This window comes from Blastococcus sp. PRF04-17, from assembly GCF_023016265.1.
Classification (GTDB): Bacteria; Actinomycetota; Actinomycetes; order Mycobacteriales; family Geodermatophilaceae; genus Blastococcus_B.
On the sequence record NZ_CP095412.1, the window covers coordinates 3,924,179 to 3,941,112 of the forward strand.

Sequence of the window (16,934 nt, forward strand, 5' to 3'; positions counted from 1 at the left end):
GTCGCGCGCATCACCCCTGGAGCGACTCCGGCACCCGCGCCGGGAACACCCACGAGCGGTAGACGAGGAAGCGGATGACCGTGCCGATGCCGATCGCGGCGACGTTGGCCGCCTGCAGCGCGAGCGCGCCCTCCTGACCGAGCGGGTAGCGGACGAACGCCACGATCCCCAGGCTGAGCAGCAGGGTGCCGCCGTTGACCAGCGCGAACCGGACGTAGTCACGGTGCAGCCTGCTGTGCGAGCGGTGGGAGAACGACCAGAAGCGGTGCCCCACGAAGGCGACCGTGGTCGCCACCAGCGCGGCGATCAGCTTCGCCGTGACCGCGCCGATCTCGGTCCCGGTGAGCAGCACGTGGAAGACCGACACGTCGACGACGAAGCTGACCGCGCCCACCACGCCGAACGCGCCGAGCTCCTTGACCAGCACGCGCCAGGTCCCCCGGAGGGACCAGCGGGCGGGGGTCGGCACGTCCTCCGACTGTACGGATGCAGGGTCCCCGGGGCGGGCCACTAGCCTCGGACCCACCATGGCCGACCGACTGCACCCCCACACGGCCCTGCCCGTGGTGGCGATGATCGGCGGAGGACAGCTCTCCCGCATGACCCACCAGGCGGCCGTCGCCCTCGGCCAGTCGCTGCGCGTGCTGGCCGCCACCCCCGACGAGTCCGCCGCCCTCGTGGCCGGCGAGGTCCACCTCGGCGACCACGACGACCTCGAGGCGCTGCGTCGCGTCGCCGACGGTGCCACCGTCGTGACCTTCGACCACGAGCACGTGCCCACCGATCACCTGCGCGCCCTCGAGGCGGCGGGGGTACGCGTGGCTCCCGGGCCCGGAGCACTCGTGCACGCCCAGGACAAGCTGGTCATGCGCCGGGCGCTCGCCGACGCCGGGGAGCCGCAGCCGGCCTGGCGCCGGGTCACCTCGGCCGACGAGGTCGGCGCCTTCGCCGAGGAGCACGGCTGGCCGGTGGTGCTGAAGACTCCCCGCGGCGGATACGACGGCAAGGGCGTCTTCGTCGTCCAGGGTCGCGACCAGGCGGCCGAGCTGCTCGACCGGCACGGGGAGCTGCTCGCCGAGCAGCGCGTCCCGCTGGTCCGCGAGCTCTCCGCGCAGGTGGCCCGATCGCCGTTCGGGCAGGTGGCGGTCTGGCCGGTGGTGGAGACGGTGCAGCGCAACGGCGTCTGCGCCGAGGTGCTCGCGCCCGCTCCCGACCTGCCCGACCAGCTGGCCACCGCGGCGCAGGAGCTCGCCGTCCGCATCGCCGACCGGCTCGGCGTCGTCGGCATGCTGGCCGTCGAGCTGTTCCAGACAGCGGACGGCGTCCTGGTCAACGAGCTCGCGATGCGGCCGCACAACTCGGGTCACTGGACCATCGAGGGCTCCCGCACCAGCCAGTTCGAGCAGCACCTGCGGGCCGTCCTCGACTATCCGCTGGGTGCCACCGCCATGACCGCCCCGGTCGCGGTGATGGCCAACGTGCTCGGTGGGGAGGCGGCCGACGACACCTGGACCGGGCCCGGCCTCGACGAGCGGGTGCACCACTTCATGGCGCACTGGCCCGACGTGAAGCTGCACTGGTACGGCAAGACGCCGCGGCGCGGCCGCAAGCTCGGCCACGTGACGGCCCTCGGCACGGACCTGACGCAGGTGCGCGCCCGGGCCGTCGCCGCCGCCCGCTACCTCGCCGACGGTGTCATCGACCCGGCCTTCGCGTTCGAGCAGGAGCACGGTCACGACCACGGGCACCAGCGGTGAGGAGATCCGCATGAGCGCATCGAGCAGCGACCTGGGCGAGGACCCGATCGTGGGCATCGTGATGGGCAGCGACTCCGACTGGCCCACCATGGAACCCGCCGCCGGGGCGCTGGAGGAGTTCGGGGTGCCCTACGAGGCCCACGTGCTCTCGGCCCACCGCACCCCGCGGCGGATGCTCGACTACGCCGAGGCCGCCGCCGGCCGCGGCCTGCGGGTGCTCATCGCCGGGGCCGGGGGAGCAGCTCATCTGCCGGGCATGGTCGCCGCGGCCACCCCGCTGCCGGTGATCGGCGTCCCGCGGGCGCTCGACCGCCTCGACGGCCTGGACAGCCTGCTGTCGATCGTGCAGATGCCGGCGGGCGTGCCGGTGGCGACCGTGAGCATCGGCGGCGGCCGCAACGCGGGCCTGCTCGCCGTGCGCATCCTCGCCGCGTCGGACAACGACATGGGGAGGGCGCTCCGTGAGGCGGTCGCCCGGTTCCAGGCCGAGCTGGCCGAATCGGTGGTGCGCCGCGACGCCACTCTCCAGGAGCAGCTCGCCTCGGAGGACTGACGGAACGGACTTAGGATCTACCCGTGGGTAGCAACGCCGGGCTCTACGCCCTCACCGAGGAGCACGAGGCGATCCGGGACGCCGTCCGGGAGATCGCCGAGCGGGAGATCGCGCCGTTCGCCGCCGAGGTGGACGCGGACTCGCGCTACCCGATCGAGGCGCAGAAGGCGCTGACCGCCGCCGGCTTCCACGCCACCCACATCCCCGAGCAGTACGGCGGCGAGGGAGCCGATGCGATCGCCACCTGCATCGTCATCGAGGAGGTCGCCCGGGTCGACGCCAGCGCCTCGTTGATCCCCGCCGTCAACAAGCTGGGCTCGATGCCGATCATCCTGTCCGGGTCGGAGGAGCTCAAGCAGCAGGTGCTCCGGCCGATCGCCGAGGGGCACGCGATGATCAGCTACGGCCTGTCCGAGCGCGAGGCCGGATCCGACGCCGCGGCGATGAAGACCCGGGCCCGCCTCGACGGCGACACCTGGGTGCTGAGCGGCACCAAGGCCTGGATCACCAACTCCGGCATCTCCGAGTGGTACACGGTCATGGCCGTCACGGACCCGGAGAAGGGCGCCAGCGGCATCTCCGCGTTCGCCGTGCACCGCGACGACCCGGGCTTCGCCGTCGGCCCCAAGGAACGCAAGATGGGCATCAAGGGCTCGCCGACCTGCGAGCTCTACTTCACCGACTGCGCGATCCCGGCCGACCGCATCGTGGGCGAGCCGGGCACCGGCTTCAAGACCGCGCTGCGGACGCTGGACTTCACCCGCCCGACCATCGGCGCGCAGGCCGTCGGCATCGCGCAGGGCGCGCTGGACGCCGCGGTCGCCTACGTCAAGGAGCGCCGGCAGTTCGGGAAGGCGATCGCCGAGTTCCAGGGCGTGCAGTTCATGCTCGCCGACATGGAGATGAAGATCGAGGCCGCCCGGCACCTGGTCTACGCCGCCGCGGCGGCGGGGGAGCAGGGCCGCCCGGACGTCACGCGCGTCTCCGCCTCGGCCAAGGCGTTCGCCTCCGACGTCGCCATGCAGGTGACCACCGACGCCGTCCAGCTGTTCGGCGGGGCCGGCTACACGCAGGACTTCCCGGTCGAGCGGATGATGCGCGACGCCAAGATCACCCAGATCTACGAGGGCACCAACCAGGTCCAGCGCATGGTCATCGCGCGGAGCCTGCTGAAGTAGGGCGGCGACGGGCGTTCTCGCAGTTCATCGTCACGATGAGCCGCTGTGGGGACGCCTGATCCGGTGCAGAACCGGGCGACGCTGCCCAGCAGTCGGCGGGACAGTCCCCGCCCGCGGCGGCCGATGACGACGGCGTCTGCCCTGCTGACCTCAGCGGTCTCGAGCAGCACGAGGTCCCGCTGGCCACAGAGGCGTTCAGGCCGGGGGAGGGACGAACGTCCCTGCCCAGTCACCGGCGATGCTGGCGAGACTGGGACATGGCCACCCCGCAACAGACGCTGCCCCCGGCTCGTCGCGACCACGAGCTGCCGGTGCACGAGGTCGTCCTGCTGCTGGAGACCGACCACGAGCGGGGACTGGCGCCGGACGAGGCCGCGCGGCGGCTGCGGCTGGAGGGCCCGAACGCCCTACCGCGGATCGACCGGCGCGGCCCCCTGGTCCGGTTCCTCGTCCAGTTCCACCATCCGCTGATCTACGTGCTGCTGGCCGCCGCGGTGGCGACGATGCTCCTGGGCGAGGTGGTCGACGCAGCCGTCATCCTCGCTGTGGTGCTGATCAACGCGGTGATCGGCTTCGTGCAGGAGGCACGGGCGGAGCAGGCCCTGGATGCCCTGATGGCCATGGTGCGCACACGAGCGACGGTCGTCCGGGACGGAGTGCGGCACCGCATCTCCTCCGAGGACCTGGTGCCCGGCGACGTGGTGGTGCTGGAGACCGGTGACCGGGTGCCGGCGGACCTGCGGTTCATCACCGCGCAGGAGCTGCAGATCGACGAGTCGGCCCTGACCGGGGAGTCCGTGCCGGTGGAGAAGGCCCCGGTGGAGCTGCCGGCCGGCACGGTGCTGGCCGACCGGACCAACATGGCCTACTCCAGCGGCCTGGTGACCCGCGGCCGCGGCCGCGGCATCGTGGTGGCCACCGGGGCCGACACCGAGATCGGGCGCATCCACCGGCTGGTGGGCGAGGCCGAGACCCTGCACACCCCGCTGACCCGCAAGATCGGCCGGTTCAGCCGGGTGCTGACCGCGGTCATCCTCGGGCTGGCCCTGCTGGCTTTCGTGATGGGCACCGTGCGCGGCGAGCCGGTCGACCAGATGCTCACCGCCGCGGTCGCGCTGGCCGTCGGCGCGATCCCCGAGGGGCTGCCGGCGGTGGTCACGATCACCCTGGCGATCGGGGTGGCGCGGATGGCCCGGCGGCGAGCCATCATCCGCCGGCTGCCGGCGGTGGAGACCCTGGGCAGCACCACGGTGATCTGCACCGACAAGACCGGCACGCTCACGGCGAACGCGATGACGGTCACGACGGTGGTGGCCGGCGAGCGGAACTACCAGGTCACCGGCACCGGCTACGCGCCGGAGGGCCAGCTCCTCGAGAACGGCGGTCCGGTTGACCTGGACGGGCATCCGGCGCTGCGGGAGTGCCTGGTCGCCGGGTTGCTGTGCAACGACACCAGGCTGACCGGAGCCTCCGGGCGGCGAGACGTCGCCGGCGACCCCACGGAGGCGGCGCTGCTGGTCGCGGCCGAGAAGGCCGGACTCGACCTCGACCAGCTGCGGCAACGGTTACCGAGGGTGGACGGTATGCCGTTCGACTCCGACCGCCGGTACATGGCCACTCTCCACCGGGACGGATCAGGACGGACCGTCGCCTTCGTCAAGGGCGCGGTGGAGCGGCTGCTGGACATGGCCACTCACGAGCTGCGCGCCGACGGCACAGCGGTCGCCGTGGACGCCGGCGGGGTGCACGCCCGCGCCGACGAGCTCGCCGCGCAGGCGCTGCGGGTGCTGGCGATGGGCCGGGTGGAACTACCGCGGGGCACCACCGAACTGTCCGAGCGGGTGCTCGACGGACGGGTCACCCTGCTGGGTCTGCAGGCCATGTTCGACCCTCCACGGCCCGAGGCGATCACCGCGGTGGCCGCCTGCCGGTTCGCCGGGATCGACGTCAAGATGATCACCGGTGACCACGCCGGCACCGCCCGGGCCATCGCCGAGCGGTTCGCCCTCGGCCACGGCGGTACGCCGACCGTGGTCACCGGCACCGAGCTGGCGGCCTGTGCCGATGGGGACCTCCCGGGCCTGGTGGCCGACACGGCGGTGTTCGCCCGGGTCGACCCGGAGCAGAAGCTGCGGCTGGTGCAGACCCTGCAGGCACACGACCACGTGGTGGCGATGACCGGCGACGGGGTCAACGACGCCCCCGCGCTGCGGCGGGCCGACATCGGCGTGGCGATGGGCGAAGGGGGGACCGAGGTGGCCAAGGAGGCCGCCGACATGGTCCTCACCGACGACAACTTCGCCTCCATCGAGGCCGCCGTGGAAGAGGGCCGCGGGGTCTTCGACAACCTCCGCAAGTTCATCACGTTCATCCTGCCCACCAGCATCGGCCAGGGGCTGGTGATCCTGGTCGCGATCGCCCTGGCCACCACCCTGCCCGTGCTGCCGGTACAGGTGCTGTGGGTGAACATGACCACCGCGGTGGCTCTGGGCCTGGTGCTGGCCTTCGAACCGCTCGAGCCCGGAGTGATGCGCCGCCCGCCGATACCCCCGTCCCGGCCGCTGCTCACCCGGGCGCTCGCCGGGCGGATCGTGCTGGTGTCCGCGCTGATGCTGGTCGGCGCGTTCGGGTTGTTCGAGTGGACCCTCGACCGAGGGGAGGCGGTCGCCGTCGCCCGCACCGTCGCGGTCAACGTCTTCGTCGTCGTCCAGGTCGCCTACCTGCTCAACTGCCGGTCCCTGGAGCGTCCGATGTGGCGGGTCGGGCTGTTCAGCAACCGCTGGGTTCCGGCCGGCCTGGCCGCCATGCTCGGTCTCCAGCTGCTGTTCACGTACGCGCCGTGGATGAACCGGTTGTTCCACAGCGCGCCGATCGACCCGGCCTGGTGGCTGGGCATCACCGGCGTCGGGGCCGTCGTCTTCCTCATCGTCGAGGTGGAGAAGTGGCTGGGCCGCCGGTTGCGGGCCCGACGGCCCGCCTGATGTCCCACCCTTCGCGGGGCAGCCGGACGACCCCGTCCCGGAGGGGCCGTCCGGCCGGCGCGTGAGATCGCGGCGATGACGGCGTAGGTCAGGCGGTGGGCAGGCCGGCCAGGCCGGCGATCAGCCCGAGGACGGCGCAGACGCCGAGGGTCCGGAGCACCGACCAGGTGCGGCGGAACAGCAGGTAGGCGGCCACGAGGGCGATCCCGAAGGGCAGGATCCGCAGGGTGCCGAGGTCCGGCAGTTCGAGATGCAGCGGCCCGGCGTCGATCCGGCTGCTCTCCCCGAAGAGCGTGTGGACCGCGAAGTAGACGCCGAGGTTCGCGATGACGCCGACGATGGCCGCCGTGATGCCGCGGAGCGCTGCCGACAGTGACCGGTTGCCCCGCAGTCGTTCCATGTACGGGGCCCCGAGCAGGACGAACAGGAAGCTCGGTACGAAGGTCACCCAGGTCACCAGCAGGGACGCGAGCACCGCGGCGACCCACGGGTCGAGCTCTCCGGGAGTGCGGTAGGCGCCGAGGAACGCGACGAACTGCACGACCATGATCAGCGGCCCGGGCGTGGTCTCGGCCAGCGCCAGGCCCCGGACCATCTCACCGGGCGACAACCAGCCGTAGACGGTGACCGCCTGCTGCGCCACGTACGCCAGCACCGCGTAGGCGCCGCCGAAGGTCACCACCGCCGCGCCGGAGAAGAACACCCCCTGCTCGGTGAACACGCTGTGCGTCCCGGTGAGCCACGCCGCCGCCGCGATCGGCACCCCCCACACCAGCAGACCGATCCCGAGCACCCTGACCGTCCGCCGCGTGCTGGGCGTCTCGTGGTGCAGCACGTCGTCGGAGATGACCGGGGGCGGGCCCGCCTCGCCCGCCTCCGCGGTGCCCTTGCGGGGCAGCGCCGACGGCAGCCACCGGCCGAGCGCCCACCCCGCGAGCCCGGCCAGCGCGACCACAGCGGGGAACGGCACCCCGAACAGCGACAGGGCGAGGAACGCGGCGACCGCGATGACGGCGAGGGCGCGACTGTCGAGCGCTCTCCTGCCGACCCGGACCACGGCCTGCGCCACGATCGCCAGGACCGCGGCGGCCAGCCCCGCGAACAGGGAGGTCACCACGGTGGTGGTGCCGAACGCCACGTAGACAGCGGAGAGCACGAGGAGCGCGACCACGCCGGGCAGCACGAAGAGTCCGCCGGCGACCAGCCCCCGCGCGTGCCGTGCAGCAGCCAGCCCACGTACGTGGCCAGCTGCTGCGCCTCCGGCCCCGGCAGCAGCGTGCAGTAGTTGAGGGCGTGCAGGAACCGGCGCTGACCGATCCATCGCTTCTCGTCGACGAGTGTCCGCTGCATGACCGCGATCTGGCCGGCCGGTCCGCCGAACGTCTGCAGCGAGATGAGGAACCACGCGCTGAGGGCGGTCCGGAACGGCACGGCAGTCTGCTGCTGCGGCGCGGACTCGGGGTTCATGGAGCTCCTCGGTCAGGCCGGCTCGCGGCCGAGCAGCAGTCGGCGGCGGTGGTACTCGTAGAGCCCGTCGAAGACGGGGCCGGAGACGGCCAGGGTGCGTGCGTCGTCGCCGGTCATCGACAACCCGCGGAGGACCATGTCGAGACCGGGCGCCTCCGGGGCGTCGAACCGGTCGTCCTCGAGGTCGGCCTCGTGCACGGCTTCGGCGATCCGCCACAGCACCGGGTCGGTGAGGTCGTGCCGGCGCAGGATCGTCTCGAACGAGCAGTCGCTGCCGTGGTGCCCCAGGTCGACCCCGCGCATGTCGAACGGAGTGGCGTCGGCGGGCACATCGGCAGGGTCGCCGACGAAGATGAACTCCGCCTCCGGGTCGAGGAAACGGCGGATGAGCCAGGCACAGGCGGCCCGGTCGATGTGCACGCCCGGACGCGTCGCCCACCTCACGGCGCCGCCTCCTCGGCGGCGCGGGAGGACGTGTCGACGGTGACCCGGGCGAGGTCCCTCAGCGCAGCGGCGGCGTGCTCGCGCTCAGCGGGTGGGAAGAAGTCGCGACGGTTGATCGCTCGCCACTGGCTGCGGAGGCGGCGCAGGGCCCGGACACGGTCGGCGATCTCCGCGACGGCGGCGGCGCGGCACTCGGCGACGAGCTGGTCGTACTCGGCCGCCCTCGCGGCAGACATCTCCGCGGCCAGCCCCCGCTCCTGCGCGGCGGTGACCGGGCGGGCCAGCCACAGTGCCGCCGTCCCCCGGGCGGCGAGGACGTCGTCCGCCAGCCACTCCAGCTGTTCCCGGGTCCGGGCGTCGGCGGGAAGCGCCACCAGGCCGTCGCCGAGCTGGGCCACGCCGAGCCGTCTCAGCCGCCGCCACAGCGTCGTCCGGGGACCCGACGGTTCTCGCGGCAGGCGGTAGGACAGCAACACCCACTCCGCGGGCGGTCGCGCACCATCGACCGACATGCCGAGATGCAACCATGGTTGCGCAACACCGACAAGCCGTGCGCGTCACTCCAGCAGCCGGGTCATCGCGGCCACCCGCGCATCGCCGGCCATGGTGGCCAGCCACGCCGACCACCCCGGTCGGGCACGCATCGCCTCGAGGGCCCGCCGGGTCGCCTGCCGATCCCCTCGACGGGAGGCGGCGAGTGCGGCGTACAGGTCGCTGGCGCCCTCGGGGGCGAACAGGGCCAGGTAGTCGTAGTCCTGCTCGGCGTAGGCCCGCTGCAGGTTCCGCAGCATGCGCAGCTGCCCGACGGGATCCCCCGAGTCGTCCACGCGCAGATCCACCCGCACGCCGTCGTCGTCCTCGGTGGGCGGGGAGCCGCTGACGACGAGCAGCGCCGCCGACTGGCGGCCACGGAGGTCCCCGCCCGCCTCCTGTCCCGCCACGAGGGCAGCCAGCAGCCGGTCGGCGAGCTCGCCCGTGGCGCCGGAGTAGGCCTTCGCCATGGCCGGCAGCACGTCGGCCGAGGTGAGCATGTTGCCCAGGACGGTGAAGCCCCCGCCGCCAGGTGCCCGCTGATCGGGAACGAGCCCTGCCCGGTGTCCGCGGCGACGCGACCGGACCGGTCCAGCACGGCGATCTGCCGGTCGGCGTCCTCCAGCGCGTGGGCGGCCCGGCGGACCAGATCCGCGGGCGCGGCGCCGTCGGCCAGTCCGCCCAGGAGCGTGCCACCGAGGCCGCGCCGGCTGCGCGCCTGCACGGCGACCACACCGACGCCCGGCCGCGCGGCCGGCACCGCACGGCCGACGGCCAGGATGCAGGACGAGACCGCGATGCCCAGGTCGCCGGTGTCGGGGTCGTGCCCCAGGACGGAGAACGTCACCGGGGCGGGAGGAGTACGGGGGCCTCACTCGTCGCGCTCATGCCCCACCGTTCGCCGGCTGCCCGAGCTCGCGGACGCCGTCGACCCGACGTCCGAGGGTGGCCGTGACCCGTTCGGCGAGGGCCCGCGCCGCGAGGGCGGAGTCCTGCGGGTTCCGGCACAGCACCAGCGAGGCGCCGACCGTGAGCGGAGCGAGCAGCCATGCCACGGGTCCTGCCTCCGCGGCGGTCCGCGCGTCGACCAGCACGCGGTCCCCTGGCCCCAGGCCCAGCCGATCGGCGAGTTGCGCGGCCGTCGCTGTCAGCCCCCGAGGGTGAGTTCGAGGCCGCCTGCCACGAGTCCCGGCGCGGCCGGGTCCGGTGGGTCGTAGGGGAAGAACGCGTCGCCGTGGGCGCGCGCCTCGAGCGCGTAGTCGCGCGCGGAGCCCGCGTAACCGGCCATGCCCATCCCGAGGGGGTGCAGCGAGAGGCCGAGCAGCTGCTCGACACCGACGTCCTCCAGGGCGTCCAGCCGCGCCTGCTCGGCCAGCACCACGTCGGCCTCGGCCAGCCGCCCGTCGTCCTCGGCGGCGGTGTCGAGCACGGCGGCTCCGCAGCTCCAGGCGGCCAGCAGCACCGCGGCCGTCTGCCAGTGCACCGGGAGCGCGACGGCGACGGTGCTGCCACGGCCGACGTCGAACTCGTCCTGCAGCAGATTGGCCGTCTTGGCCACCCAGTTGCCGAACGTGGCTCCGGACAGCTCGACCCGTTCGCCGGTGGCGTCGTCGTAGTACGTGATGAGCGGGGCCGCCGCGTCCCGGCGGAGTGCGTCGCGAAGCAGGTCCGCCGGTGTCACGTTCGTCCTTCCGTCGGCGTGGGTCGAGGGCCGGGACGGACTGCTCCGGTTCACGAGGGGGCGCCCGACGCGTCGCGGCCCGTGATTGCTGCGGCCATTGTGAACGAGTGGGCTCGCGGGACGACCGCCGGCCGTGTCGAACGGTCCCGGCGCTCAGGGTGCGTGCTTACCATCGGCATCGTCCGTCCGCCTGACCGCGCGTGCCGCCCGCTCGGGCGTTCCCGCGGTCCGGCCGGGCCGTATGGTCCCCGTCCCTGACAGTGAGGAAACCGGTGAGCCGACCGCGTGACCCGCAGGTGGGGACGTTGGGCACGCGCCCGCTCCCGCCGCGACTGGACCCCCGCGCCGGCCGGCCGCCGCGGGTGTCGTCGTCGCGGCCCCGGGGCGGTGCCCGCCCGGGTCCGCGGGACGGCGTCCGCCCGCCCGCACGGCCGACCGGCCGTGCCGCGATGGCCGCCGAGCCCGCTGCCGATCCCGGCTTCGGCCGGGTGCTCGGCCTGACGACGGTCGGCGCCGTGCTCCCCGGCGTGGCCTTCCTCGCGGCCGGCTACCGGCGGGTCGGCTGGCTGCTCCTCACCGCTCTCGCCGGCCTGCTCGCCCTGGGCGCCTGGCTGGCGACCGGGGGCAGCACGTCGCCATCCGCCTGGCCGTGAGCCCGACCGGCCTGCTGCTGGTCATCGCCGCGGCGGTGGGGGTGGCGATCGTCTGGTCCCTGGTGGTGATCGCCGGGTACCGGGTCCTCGCCCCCGACAGCACGACCCGCGGCCAGCACCTCGTCGGCGGGCTCCTGGTGACCATGCTCGCGTTCGGCGTCGCGGCGCCGGCCTTCGAGGCCGCGCACCTGGCCTCGGTCCAGCGCAACCTCATCACCGGTCTGTTCGACGACGACGGCACGTCCGCCACGGTGCCCGACACGGCTGCGGTCGACCCGTGGGGCGGCAAGGACCGCGTCAACGTCCTCCTCCTCGGCGGGGACGGCGGTGAGGGGCGGGAGGGCGTCCGGCCCGACACGATCATCGTCGCGAGCATCGACACGCAGACCGGCGCCACCACCACCTTCAGCCTGCCGCGCAACCTGGAGGAGCTGCCCTTCCCCGAGGACAGCCCGCTGCACGAGGTGTACCCCGACGGGTTCTGGGCCGGCAGCGAGAGCGAGAGCCTGCTCAACGCCGTGTACCGCAACGGTCCCGCCGAGTACCCCGACATCCTGGGGCCGACGGACAACCCCGGTGCGGACTTCATGAAGCTCGGCGTGGGCGAGGCACTGGGCCTTCCCATCGACTACTACGTGCTGGTCAACCTCGACGGGTTCAGCCAGCTGATCGACGCCCTCGGCGGGATCACCGTCAACGTGAACTACTGGGTGCCGATCGGCGGCGAGCCGTCCCTGGGCCACCTGCCCAACGACTACATCGCGCCCGGCCCGAACCAGCACATGGACGGCGAGATGGCGCTGCACTACGCCCGCGGCCGCTTCGGTCTGTCGGACTACCAGCGCATGGACCGCCAGCGCTGCATGATCAACGCGATCGTCGAGGCGGCCGACCCGATGACCCTGCTCGCGCGCTACCAGCAGATCGCGGCGACCACGCAGGACATCGTCACGACCGACATCCCGCAGTCGGTGGTGGGCGACTTCGCCGACCTGGCGCTCAAGGTCAAGGAGGCCGGGATCCGCAGCGTCGTCTTCGACGACACGGTGATCCGGCCGGCCTACCCGGACTACGACCTGATGCGGACGATCGTCCAGGACGCGCTGGTCACCGAGCCGGCGCCGGCTCCCTCCTCCGCCCCAGCGCCGGGTGGCTCGACCGGCGGTGGCACGTCGGCGGCGGAGCCACGGGCAACGGCACTCCGTCGACCGCCGCACCCTCCGAGGTGGACGTGGCCGCGGACGCCTGCGCCTACGACCCGGTCGAGGCCGAGCAGGCGCTGGCCGACGGTGAGCCCCCGACGCGCTGACGACCCTCGCGCTCACGACCCCACGCGCTGACGACCCACGCGCTCACGACCCCACGCGTTGACGAGTGACCGGGGTCAGTCCCCGCCGCTGGTCAGGGGGACGACCGTCCCGTCCGCCTCGACCAGGCCCAGCGTGAGCTCGACCGGGTGCTCCAGGACCTTGTCCGGAGCCTCCTCCAGCGTCCGCTCCCAGATGGTCTGGACGTAGCCGATCGTCGGTGTGGGCGCCTCGCCCTCCCACGGGATCGCGTCGGGGGCCTGGGTCACCAGCACCGCGGGGCCGCCGCCCAGCGCTTCGCGTGCATCGGCGAGAGCCGCGCGCCGGGGCTTCGCCACGCTGTAGGTGGGGACGTCGCAGAGCACGATCACGGTGGGCAGCAGGGTGTCCTGCTCGGTGACGATGGTCGGCCGGCCGTCGATCGCTCCGCACACCGTCCGCAGGGCGCTCAGCGCGCCCGCGTAGTTCTTCTCCGACCAGAGAGCGCTCGCGGTCTGCACCGGCAGCACGATGGCGCTGACCACCAGGGCGGCCGCCAGGATCGCCCCCAGCGGCCGCAGGCGCAACGACAGCTGGCGAGCGACCCAGGCGGTCGCCAGGAGCAGTCCGGGCACCACGACCGGCAGGAAGCGGCGCATGGCCCAGATCTGGTCCGGGGCGATGCTCGGCTGCGTCAGGTACAGCGCAGCGCTGGGGAGCAGGAGGGCCGAGAGCCACAGCAGCCGAGCCGAGTCCGACCGCGTTCCCAGTGCCAGCCAGGCCAGCAGCCCGATGAGCCCGGCGACGACGACCGGCCACCCGTGGTACCAGCTCAGCCACTGGAAGGAGTCCTCGGCGTAGGTGCGCGTCCCGTCCACCGGCGAGTCGTTGAGGGCCTGGAGTCCGGCGATCAGGGGCACGTCGACCGGCCCCCGTGCCACGTGCCACCAGGGGCGCGTGGCCAGGACGGCGAAGGCCACGGCGCCGAGAGCGGCGCCGGCCAGCGCGGCCCGCGAGACCACGCGGGGGATCGCGGGGTGGCGGCGTGCCGGCACCACGACGGCCGCGGCGGCGAGCACCGTCGCGACGAGAACCGCGGCGCCCAGCATCGAGAACTGCGAGCGGAGGTCGGCGATGTACCGGCCGCTGTAGAAGTACAGGTCGGCGAAGCCGAGCAGCAGTCCCGGGAGACTCCCGAGCAGCACCGACGCTGCCGCCCAGCGCCGGATACCCCCGGGGGGCCGGGATGGACGACCGCCGCGACGGCGAGCCCGCCGACGACGCCGATCAGCGGCAGCGTGCCGTCGATGCGGGCGAGCGCGACGCCGCCGAAGGCGACGCCGGCGGCGACGTACGCGGGCAGACGGTCGCTCTTCCAGGCGTCCCACAGCAGGGACGCCCCGAGGAAGGTGAACGTCAGCGCGAGCGGCTCGGAGTACATCGCCCGGCTGAACTCGAGCATCGGCAGGGACACCGCCAGTGCCAGCACCGGGACCAGGGCCCACAACGGACCGACGAGGCGCCTGCCGAGGACGTAGAGGGCGAGCAGGGCTGCCGCTCCGCAGGCCAGGTTGCCCCAGAAGACGGCGTTCTCGCCGAAGACCCATCCCGCCGACGCCGACACCGCCGCCACGAGGTGGTTGCCCTGGGGCTCCAGGACGCCGTCGACGAGGTAGAAGCCCGAGGCCTCGGTGCTGCCGGGGGGTACCGGGATCTCCGGGCTCCTGTTGTTCAGCAACCACAGGGCGGCCAGGGTGTAGACGTCGGGGTCGCGGCCGACACGGATCCGTTCGCCGAGGTAGGGCAGGTTGAGCAGGAACCACGCCCCGGACACGCCGAGGGCGAGCAGCGACCCGACCGCCGACCACACGGTCCGACCGCCGCCGGCCGGGAGGAACCACCAGGTGAGCGCTACGAGCACCAGGGTCACCGGGGCGACGACGACTGGGCGGAAGAAGCCCCCGACGTAGGCCACGGCGGACACGTAGCAGAACACCAGGAAGGCCAGGAGCAGCCGCTCCGGGATGCTCGCGACCGCGGACCACACCGCGTCGCTCCCCGTGCGGGTCCCGGACCGCTCAGGTGAGAGGCGGCGCTCCGACTCCCGGACGTCGGCGGTCATCCCCTGGTTCCCCCAGCAACTTCTGTTCTCTCACGGCGTCTCTCCAGCAGTATTCATCGATCACTCTCCGCACAGGGCAGCGCCCTGGCACCCCGGGCCGGGAGCCAGACCCCGGACCGCCCGGTCCGGTCGGGGGCATGACATCGGCCACAGAGGTCCGATCAGGCACCTGAGCTGCGCCTACTCTGATGACGGTCCGCGGCGAGTCGGATACGCACCGTGGTGCTGCTGAGCTATGTTCGACGCACCTCGTCCGTTGCCCGAGTCGTCTCACGTCCGCCGTGCAAGGCGCCGGCGGTTGATGTGACCCCCGTGGACCGACGACCGACGCCTATCGGAGGAATCAAGTGCGGCGCATCATTGCCGGCTCCATCGCCTTCCTCGTGCTCAGCGGGACCCTCCTGACCCTTCCCGTGTACGCAGCCCCCGGGCCCGAGGCCGTGCCCGTCGAGACCTCCGAGGAGGAGCTGGCGCTCGGATCGGTCGAGGAGCCGGCCGCCGCCGCGGACGTCCAGGAAGGTACGACCGCCCCGGTCGACGGTGTTCCGGACGAGTCCCCGGTGCTGACCCTCCGGGAGGTGGACGTCGCGTCGTTCTCCCTGGTGGGGGTGAGCTGGGTCTTCGACCCCGCCGTGACCGACACGCTGATCCAGGTGCGCGTGCGGGACGCCGACGGCGACTGGGGCGGCTGGACGGAGGCGTCGACGGAGACCGCCGTGCAGGACGGTGACGAGACCTCCCCGCGGCGCCCCGTGGCGGCACGGAGCCGCTGTGGACGGGGCCGGGCACCGGGGTCGAGGTCGAGCTCGTCACCCGGTCCGGTGCCCAGCCGTCGGACGTCCGCCTGCACCTGATCGATCCAGGCGAGAGCGAGGCGGACGCCGTCGTCGAGCCCCCGGACATCCAGGACACCGCGGACGCGGCCTCGGCGATGCCGGCGGTCTACTCGCGCGCCCAGTGGGGAGCCGACGAGTCCCTCATGACGTGGACGCCCCGGGTGGCGTCGACGCTCAAGGCGGCCACCGTCCACCACACCGCCGGCAGCAACAGCTACGCCGCCGCCGACGTCCCGGGGATCCTGCGCGGCATCTACCGCTACCACGCGGTCACGCTCGGCTGGGGGGACATCGGCTACAACGCGCTGGTCGACAAGTACGGCCGGATCTGGGAAGGGCGGGCCGGCGGCCTGGCCCAGCCCGTCGTCGGTGCCCACGCCGGCGGTTTCAACACCTACACCTTCGGCGTCTCGATGCTCGGCAACTACGACGTCGTACCGACGACGCCGGCCATGATCAACTCGGTGTCCTCGATCATCGGCTGGAAGCTCGGCCTGCACAACGTGGACCCGTACGGCTCCGCGGTGCTGACGTCCGGGGGGACGAACAAGTACGCGGCGGGCACCGCCGTCCGGTTGCCGGCGATCTTCGCTCACCGCGACACCAAGTCCACCGCCTGCCCGGGCAAGTACGGCGTGGCCAAGATGGGGGAGATCCGAGCCCGGGCCTTCGGCTACGACATGGCGGAGTCCTACGTCCGCGCGCTGTACCAGGACATGATGGGCCGCGGGGCCGATGCCACCGGCCTGCGCAACTGGACGACCCTGCTCTCGGGGGAGCCAGTCGCCGCGCGATCTCGGCGGGCATCGCGAACAGCCAGGAATACCGCAGGCTGGTGATCACCCAGTCCTACCAGCGGGTCCTGGGCAGGAACCCGGACCCCGGGGGCATGGTCACGTGGATGGCCGCCCTCGCCGACGGCACGGTCCGCCTCGACACGATCGGGCCGACCCTCATGTCGAGCGAGGAGTTCTACCTGCGCGGTGGCAGCAGCGACACCGGCTTCGTGAACAACATCTACCAGGCAGCCCTGGGGCGCGGCGCCACGGCCTGGGAGGTCGACCACTGGGGGGCCGTGCGCCGGGCCCGTGGGCCGGAGCCGGTCCTGGCCGGCGTCTGGGGCTCGCCGGAGGCAGCCAAGCGACGAGTGGGCCAGACCTACGCGTACTACCTGGGCCGGTCGGCCGGGGCTCCGGAACAGGAGTACTGGCTGCCGGTGGTGGCCGGGTCCGGTGACGAGCAACTGCGGGAAGAGGTCGTGGTCAGCAGTGAGTACACCCAGCGCGCCCAATCGCGGTTCCCGTGACGTCTCAGCAGTGGGACCGTCTGCGGTGAGCCAGAGCCAGAGCCAGAGCCAGAGCCAGAGCCAGAGCCAGAGCCAGAGCCGGCGGGCCGCGGGACCAGGGCGGCACCGGGCCGGATCCGGCCGCGCGAGGTCCACCCGG

At 73.1% G+C, this 16,934-nt stretch carries 19 protein-coding genes and 2 pseudogenes; 9 read left to right on the forward strand and 12 right to left on the reverse strand.

What is annotated here, in order from left to right:
• Nucleotides 1-10: 10 nt before the first annotated feature.
• Nucleotides 11-469: a GtrA family protein gene (locus MVA48_RS19935; protein WP_246982793.1), complete on the reverse strand. Its 459-nt coding sequence runs from the start codon at nucleotides 467-469 to the stop codon at nucleotides 11-13.
• Between the two features lie 58 nt (nucleotides 470-527).
• On the opposite strand from MVA48_RS19935, the gene MVA48_RS19940 reads away from it, so the two are divergent.
• Genes MVA48_RS19940 through MVA48_RS19950 form a run of 3 tightly spaced genes read left to right on the forward strand, consistent with a single transcriptional unit; the run spans nucleotide 528 to nucleotide 3,488 of the window.
• The gene (locus tag MVA48_RS19940; RefSeq protein WP_246982795.1) at nucleotides 528-1,757 is read left to right on the forward strand and encodes a 5-(carboxyamino)imidazole ribonucleotide synthase; all 1,230 of its coding nucleotides are present in this window, start codon (nucleotides 528-530) and stop codon (nucleotides 1,755-1,757) included.
• Between the two features lie 10 nt (nucleotides 1,758-1,767).
• Nucleotides 1,768-2,310: a 5-(carboxyamino)imidazole ribonucleotide mutase gene (gene purE / locus MVA48_RS19945; protein ID WP_246982798.1), complete on the forward strand. Its 543-nt coding sequence runs from the start codon at nucleotides 1,768-1,770 to the stop codon at nucleotides 2,308-2,310.
• Nucleotides 2,311-2,333: 23 nt separating this feature from the next.
• On the forward strand, nucleotides 2,334-3,488 hold the full coding sequence (locus tag MVA48_RS19950) for an acyl-CoA dehydrogenase family protein (protein ID WP_246982799.1): 1,155 nt from the start codon (nucleotides 2,334-2,336) through the stop codon (nucleotides 3,486-3,488).
• On the opposite strand, the gene MVA48_RS24320 is transcribed toward MVA48_RS19950, so the two are convergent.
• Nucleotides 3,431-3,835, reverse strand: coding sequence for a universal stress protein (locus tag MVA48_RS24320; protein ID WP_371821162.1), 405 nt, complete (start codon nucleotides 3,833-3,835; stop codon nucleotides 3,431-3,433). The two genes, MVA48_RS19950 and MVA48_RS24320, sit on opposite strands and share 58 nt — an antisense overlap.
• Here MVA48_RS24320 and MVA48_RS19955 point away from each other — a divergent pair.
• Nucleotides 3,746-6,469, forward strand: a complete 2,724-nt coding sequence (locus tag MVA48_RS19955) for an HAD-IC family P-type ATPase (protein WP_246982800.1) — start codon at nucleotides 3,746-3,748, stop codon at nucleotides 6,467-6,469. The two genes, MVA48_RS24320 and MVA48_RS19955, sit on opposite strands and share 90 nt — an antisense overlap.
• 88 nt (nucleotides 6,470-6,557) lie before the next feature.
• On the opposite strand, the gene MVA48_RS19960 is transcribed toward MVA48_RS19955, so the two are convergent.
• The 8 genes and pseudogenes from MVA48_RS19960 to MVA48_RS19990 form a co-directional block, all read right to left on the reverse strand.
• The gene (locus MVA48_RS19960) at nucleotides 6,558-7,439 is read right to left on the reverse strand and encodes a chromate transporter (RefSeq protein WP_371821260.1); all 882 of its coding nucleotides are present in this window, start codon (nucleotides 7,437-7,439) and stop codon (nucleotides 6,558-6,560) included.
• A 15-nt stretch (nucleotides 7,440-7,454) separates the two neighbouring features.
• A pseudogene (locus tag MVA48_RS19965) lies at nucleotides 7,455-7,936 on the reverse strand (chromate transporter); the annotation flags it as partial.
• A 12-nt stretch (nucleotides 7,937-7,948) separates the two neighbouring features.
• A complete protein-coding gene (locus tag MVA48_RS19970) occupies nucleotides 7,949-8,380 on the reverse strand; it encodes a chromate resistance protein ChrB domain-containing protein (RefSeq protein ID WP_246982808.1) in 432 nt (143 codons plus the stop codon).
• Nucleotides 8,377-8,892, reverse strand: coding sequence for a Chromate resistance protein ChrB (locus MVA48_RS19975; protein ID WP_246982810.1), 516 nt, complete (start codon nucleotides 8,890-8,892; stop codon nucleotides 8,377-8,379). The genes MVA48_RS19970 and MVA48_RS19975 overlap by 4 nt, the downstream gene beginning before the upstream one ends.
• Nucleotides 8,893-8,937: 45 nt before the next feature.
• Nucleotides 8,938-9,411, reverse strand: a complete 474-nt coding sequence (locus tag MVA48_RS24325) for a DUF1028 domain-containing protein (RefSeq protein WP_371821163.1) — start codon at nucleotides 9,409-9,411, stop codon at nucleotides 8,938-8,940.
• 89 nt (nucleotides 9,412-9,500) lie between these two features.
• Nucleotides 9,501-9,758: pseudogene (locus MVA48_RS24330) on the reverse strand (DUF1028 domain-containing protein); the annotation flags it as partial.
• Nucleotides 9,759-9,795: 37 nt separating this feature from the next.
• Nucleotides 9,796-10,005 (reverse strand): hypothetical protein, encoded by a 210-nt coding sequence (locus MVA48_RS19985; protein ID WP_246982812.1) that lies wholly within the window; start codon nucleotides 10,003-10,005, stop codon nucleotides 9,796-9,798.
• A 53-nt stretch (nucleotides 10,006-10,058) separates the two neighbouring features.
• The gene (locus tag MVA48_RS19990) at nucleotides 10,059-10,592 is read right to left on the reverse strand and encodes a TIGR03089 family protein (protein ID WP_246982813.1); all 534 of its coding nucleotides are present in this window, start codon (nucleotides 10,590-10,592) and stop codon (nucleotides 10,059-10,061) included.
• A gap of 272 nt (nucleotides 10,593-10,864) precedes the next feature.
• On the opposite strand from MVA48_RS19990, the gene MVA48_RS19995 reads away from it, so the two are divergent.
• Together MVA48_RS19995 and MVA48_RS20000 are read left to right on the forward strand one after the other, a co-directional pair.
• A complete protein-coding gene (locus MVA48_RS19995) occupies nucleotides 10,865-11,245 on the forward strand; it encodes a hypothetical protein (protein ID WP_246982815.1) in 381 nt (126 codons plus the stop codon).
• The gene (locus MVA48_RS20000; protein ID WP_246982825.1) at nucleotides 11,242-12,585 is read left to right on the forward strand and encodes an LCP family protein; all 1,344 of its coding nucleotides are present in this window, start codon (nucleotides 11,242-11,244) and stop codon (nucleotides 12,583-12,585) included. Before MVA48_RS19995 ends, MVA48_RS20000 begins: the two co-directional genes overlap by 4 nt.
• Nucleotides 12,586-12,629: 44 nt before the next feature.
• On the opposite strand, the gene MVA48_RS20005 is transcribed toward MVA48_RS20000, so the two are convergent.
• Together MVA48_RS20005 and MVA48_RS20010 are read right to left on the reverse strand one after the other, a co-directional pair.
• Nucleotides 12,630-13,553, reverse strand: a complete 924-nt coding sequence (locus MVA48_RS20005; protein WP_246982827.1) for a hypothetical protein — start codon at nucleotides 13,551-13,553, stop codon at nucleotides 12,630-12,632.
• A complete protein-coding gene (locus tag MVA48_RS20010; protein ID WP_246982829.1) occupies nucleotides 13,442-14,653 on the reverse strand; it encodes a glycosyltransferase family 39 protein in 1,212 nt (403 codons plus the stop codon). Before MVA48_RS20010 ends, MVA48_RS20005 begins: the two co-directional genes overlap by 112 nt.
• Nucleotides 14,654-15,000: 347 nt before the next feature.
• On the opposite strand from MVA48_RS20010, the gene MVA48_RS20015 reads away from it, so the two are divergent.
• The 3 genes from MVA48_RS20015 (at nucleotide 15,001) to MVA48_RS20025 (ending at nucleotide 16,795) form a co-directional block, all read left to right on the forward strand.
• Nucleotides 15,001-15,507 (forward strand): hypothetical protein, encoded by a 507-nt coding sequence (locus MVA48_RS20015; protein WP_246982831.1) that lies wholly within the window; start codon nucleotides 15,001-15,003, stop codon nucleotides 15,505-15,507.
• A gap of 125 nt (nucleotides 15,508-15,632) precedes the next feature.
• Nucleotides 15,633-16,328 (forward strand): N-acetylmuramoyl-L-alanine amidase, encoded by a 696-nt coding sequence (locus MVA48_RS20020; RefSeq protein ID WP_246982834.1) that lies wholly within the window; start codon nucleotides 15,633-15,635, stop codon nucleotides 16,326-16,328.
• Complete coding sequence (locus MVA48_RS20025; RefSeq protein WP_246982836.1) at nucleotides 16,325-16,795, forward strand: DUF4214 domain-containing protein; 471 nt, start codon at nucleotides 16,325-16,327, stop codon at nucleotides 16,793-16,795. Before MVA48_RS20020 ends, MVA48_RS20025 begins: the two co-directional genes overlap by 4 nt.
• Nucleotides 16,796-16,934 lie beyond the last annotated feature (139 nt).

Bases quoted from the DNA above. Each gene is read 5' to 3' on its own strand.
- MVA48_RS20020 (WP_246982834.1), top strand. From the start codon at position 15,633: ATGACGTGGACGCCCCGGGTGGCGTCGACGCTCAAGGCGGCCACCGTC.
- MVA48_RS19955 (WP_246982800.1), top strand. From the start codon at position 3,746: ATGGCCACCCCGCAACAGACGCTGCCCCCGGCTCGTCGCGACCACGAG.
- MVA48_RS19975 (WP_246982810.1), bottom strand. From the start codon at position 8,892: ATGTCGGTCGATGGTGCGCGACCGCCCGCGGAGTGGGTGTTGCTGTCC.
- purE (WP_246982798.1), top strand. From the start codon at position 1,768: ATGAGCGCATCGAGCAGCGACCTGGGCGAGGACCCGATCGTGGGCATC.
- MVA48_RS24325 (WP_371821163.1), bottom strand. From the start codon at position 9,411: ATGCTCACCTCGGCCGACGTGCTGCCGGCCATGGCGAAGGCCTACTCC.
- MVA48_RS19940 (WP_246982795.1), top strand. From the start codon at position 528: ATGGCCGACCGACTGCACCCCCACACGGCCCTGCCCGTGGTGGCGATG.
- MVA48_RS20010 (WP_246982829.1), bottom strand. From the start codon at position 14,653: ATGACCGCCGACGTCCGGGAGTCGGAGCGCCGCCTCTCACCTGAGCGG.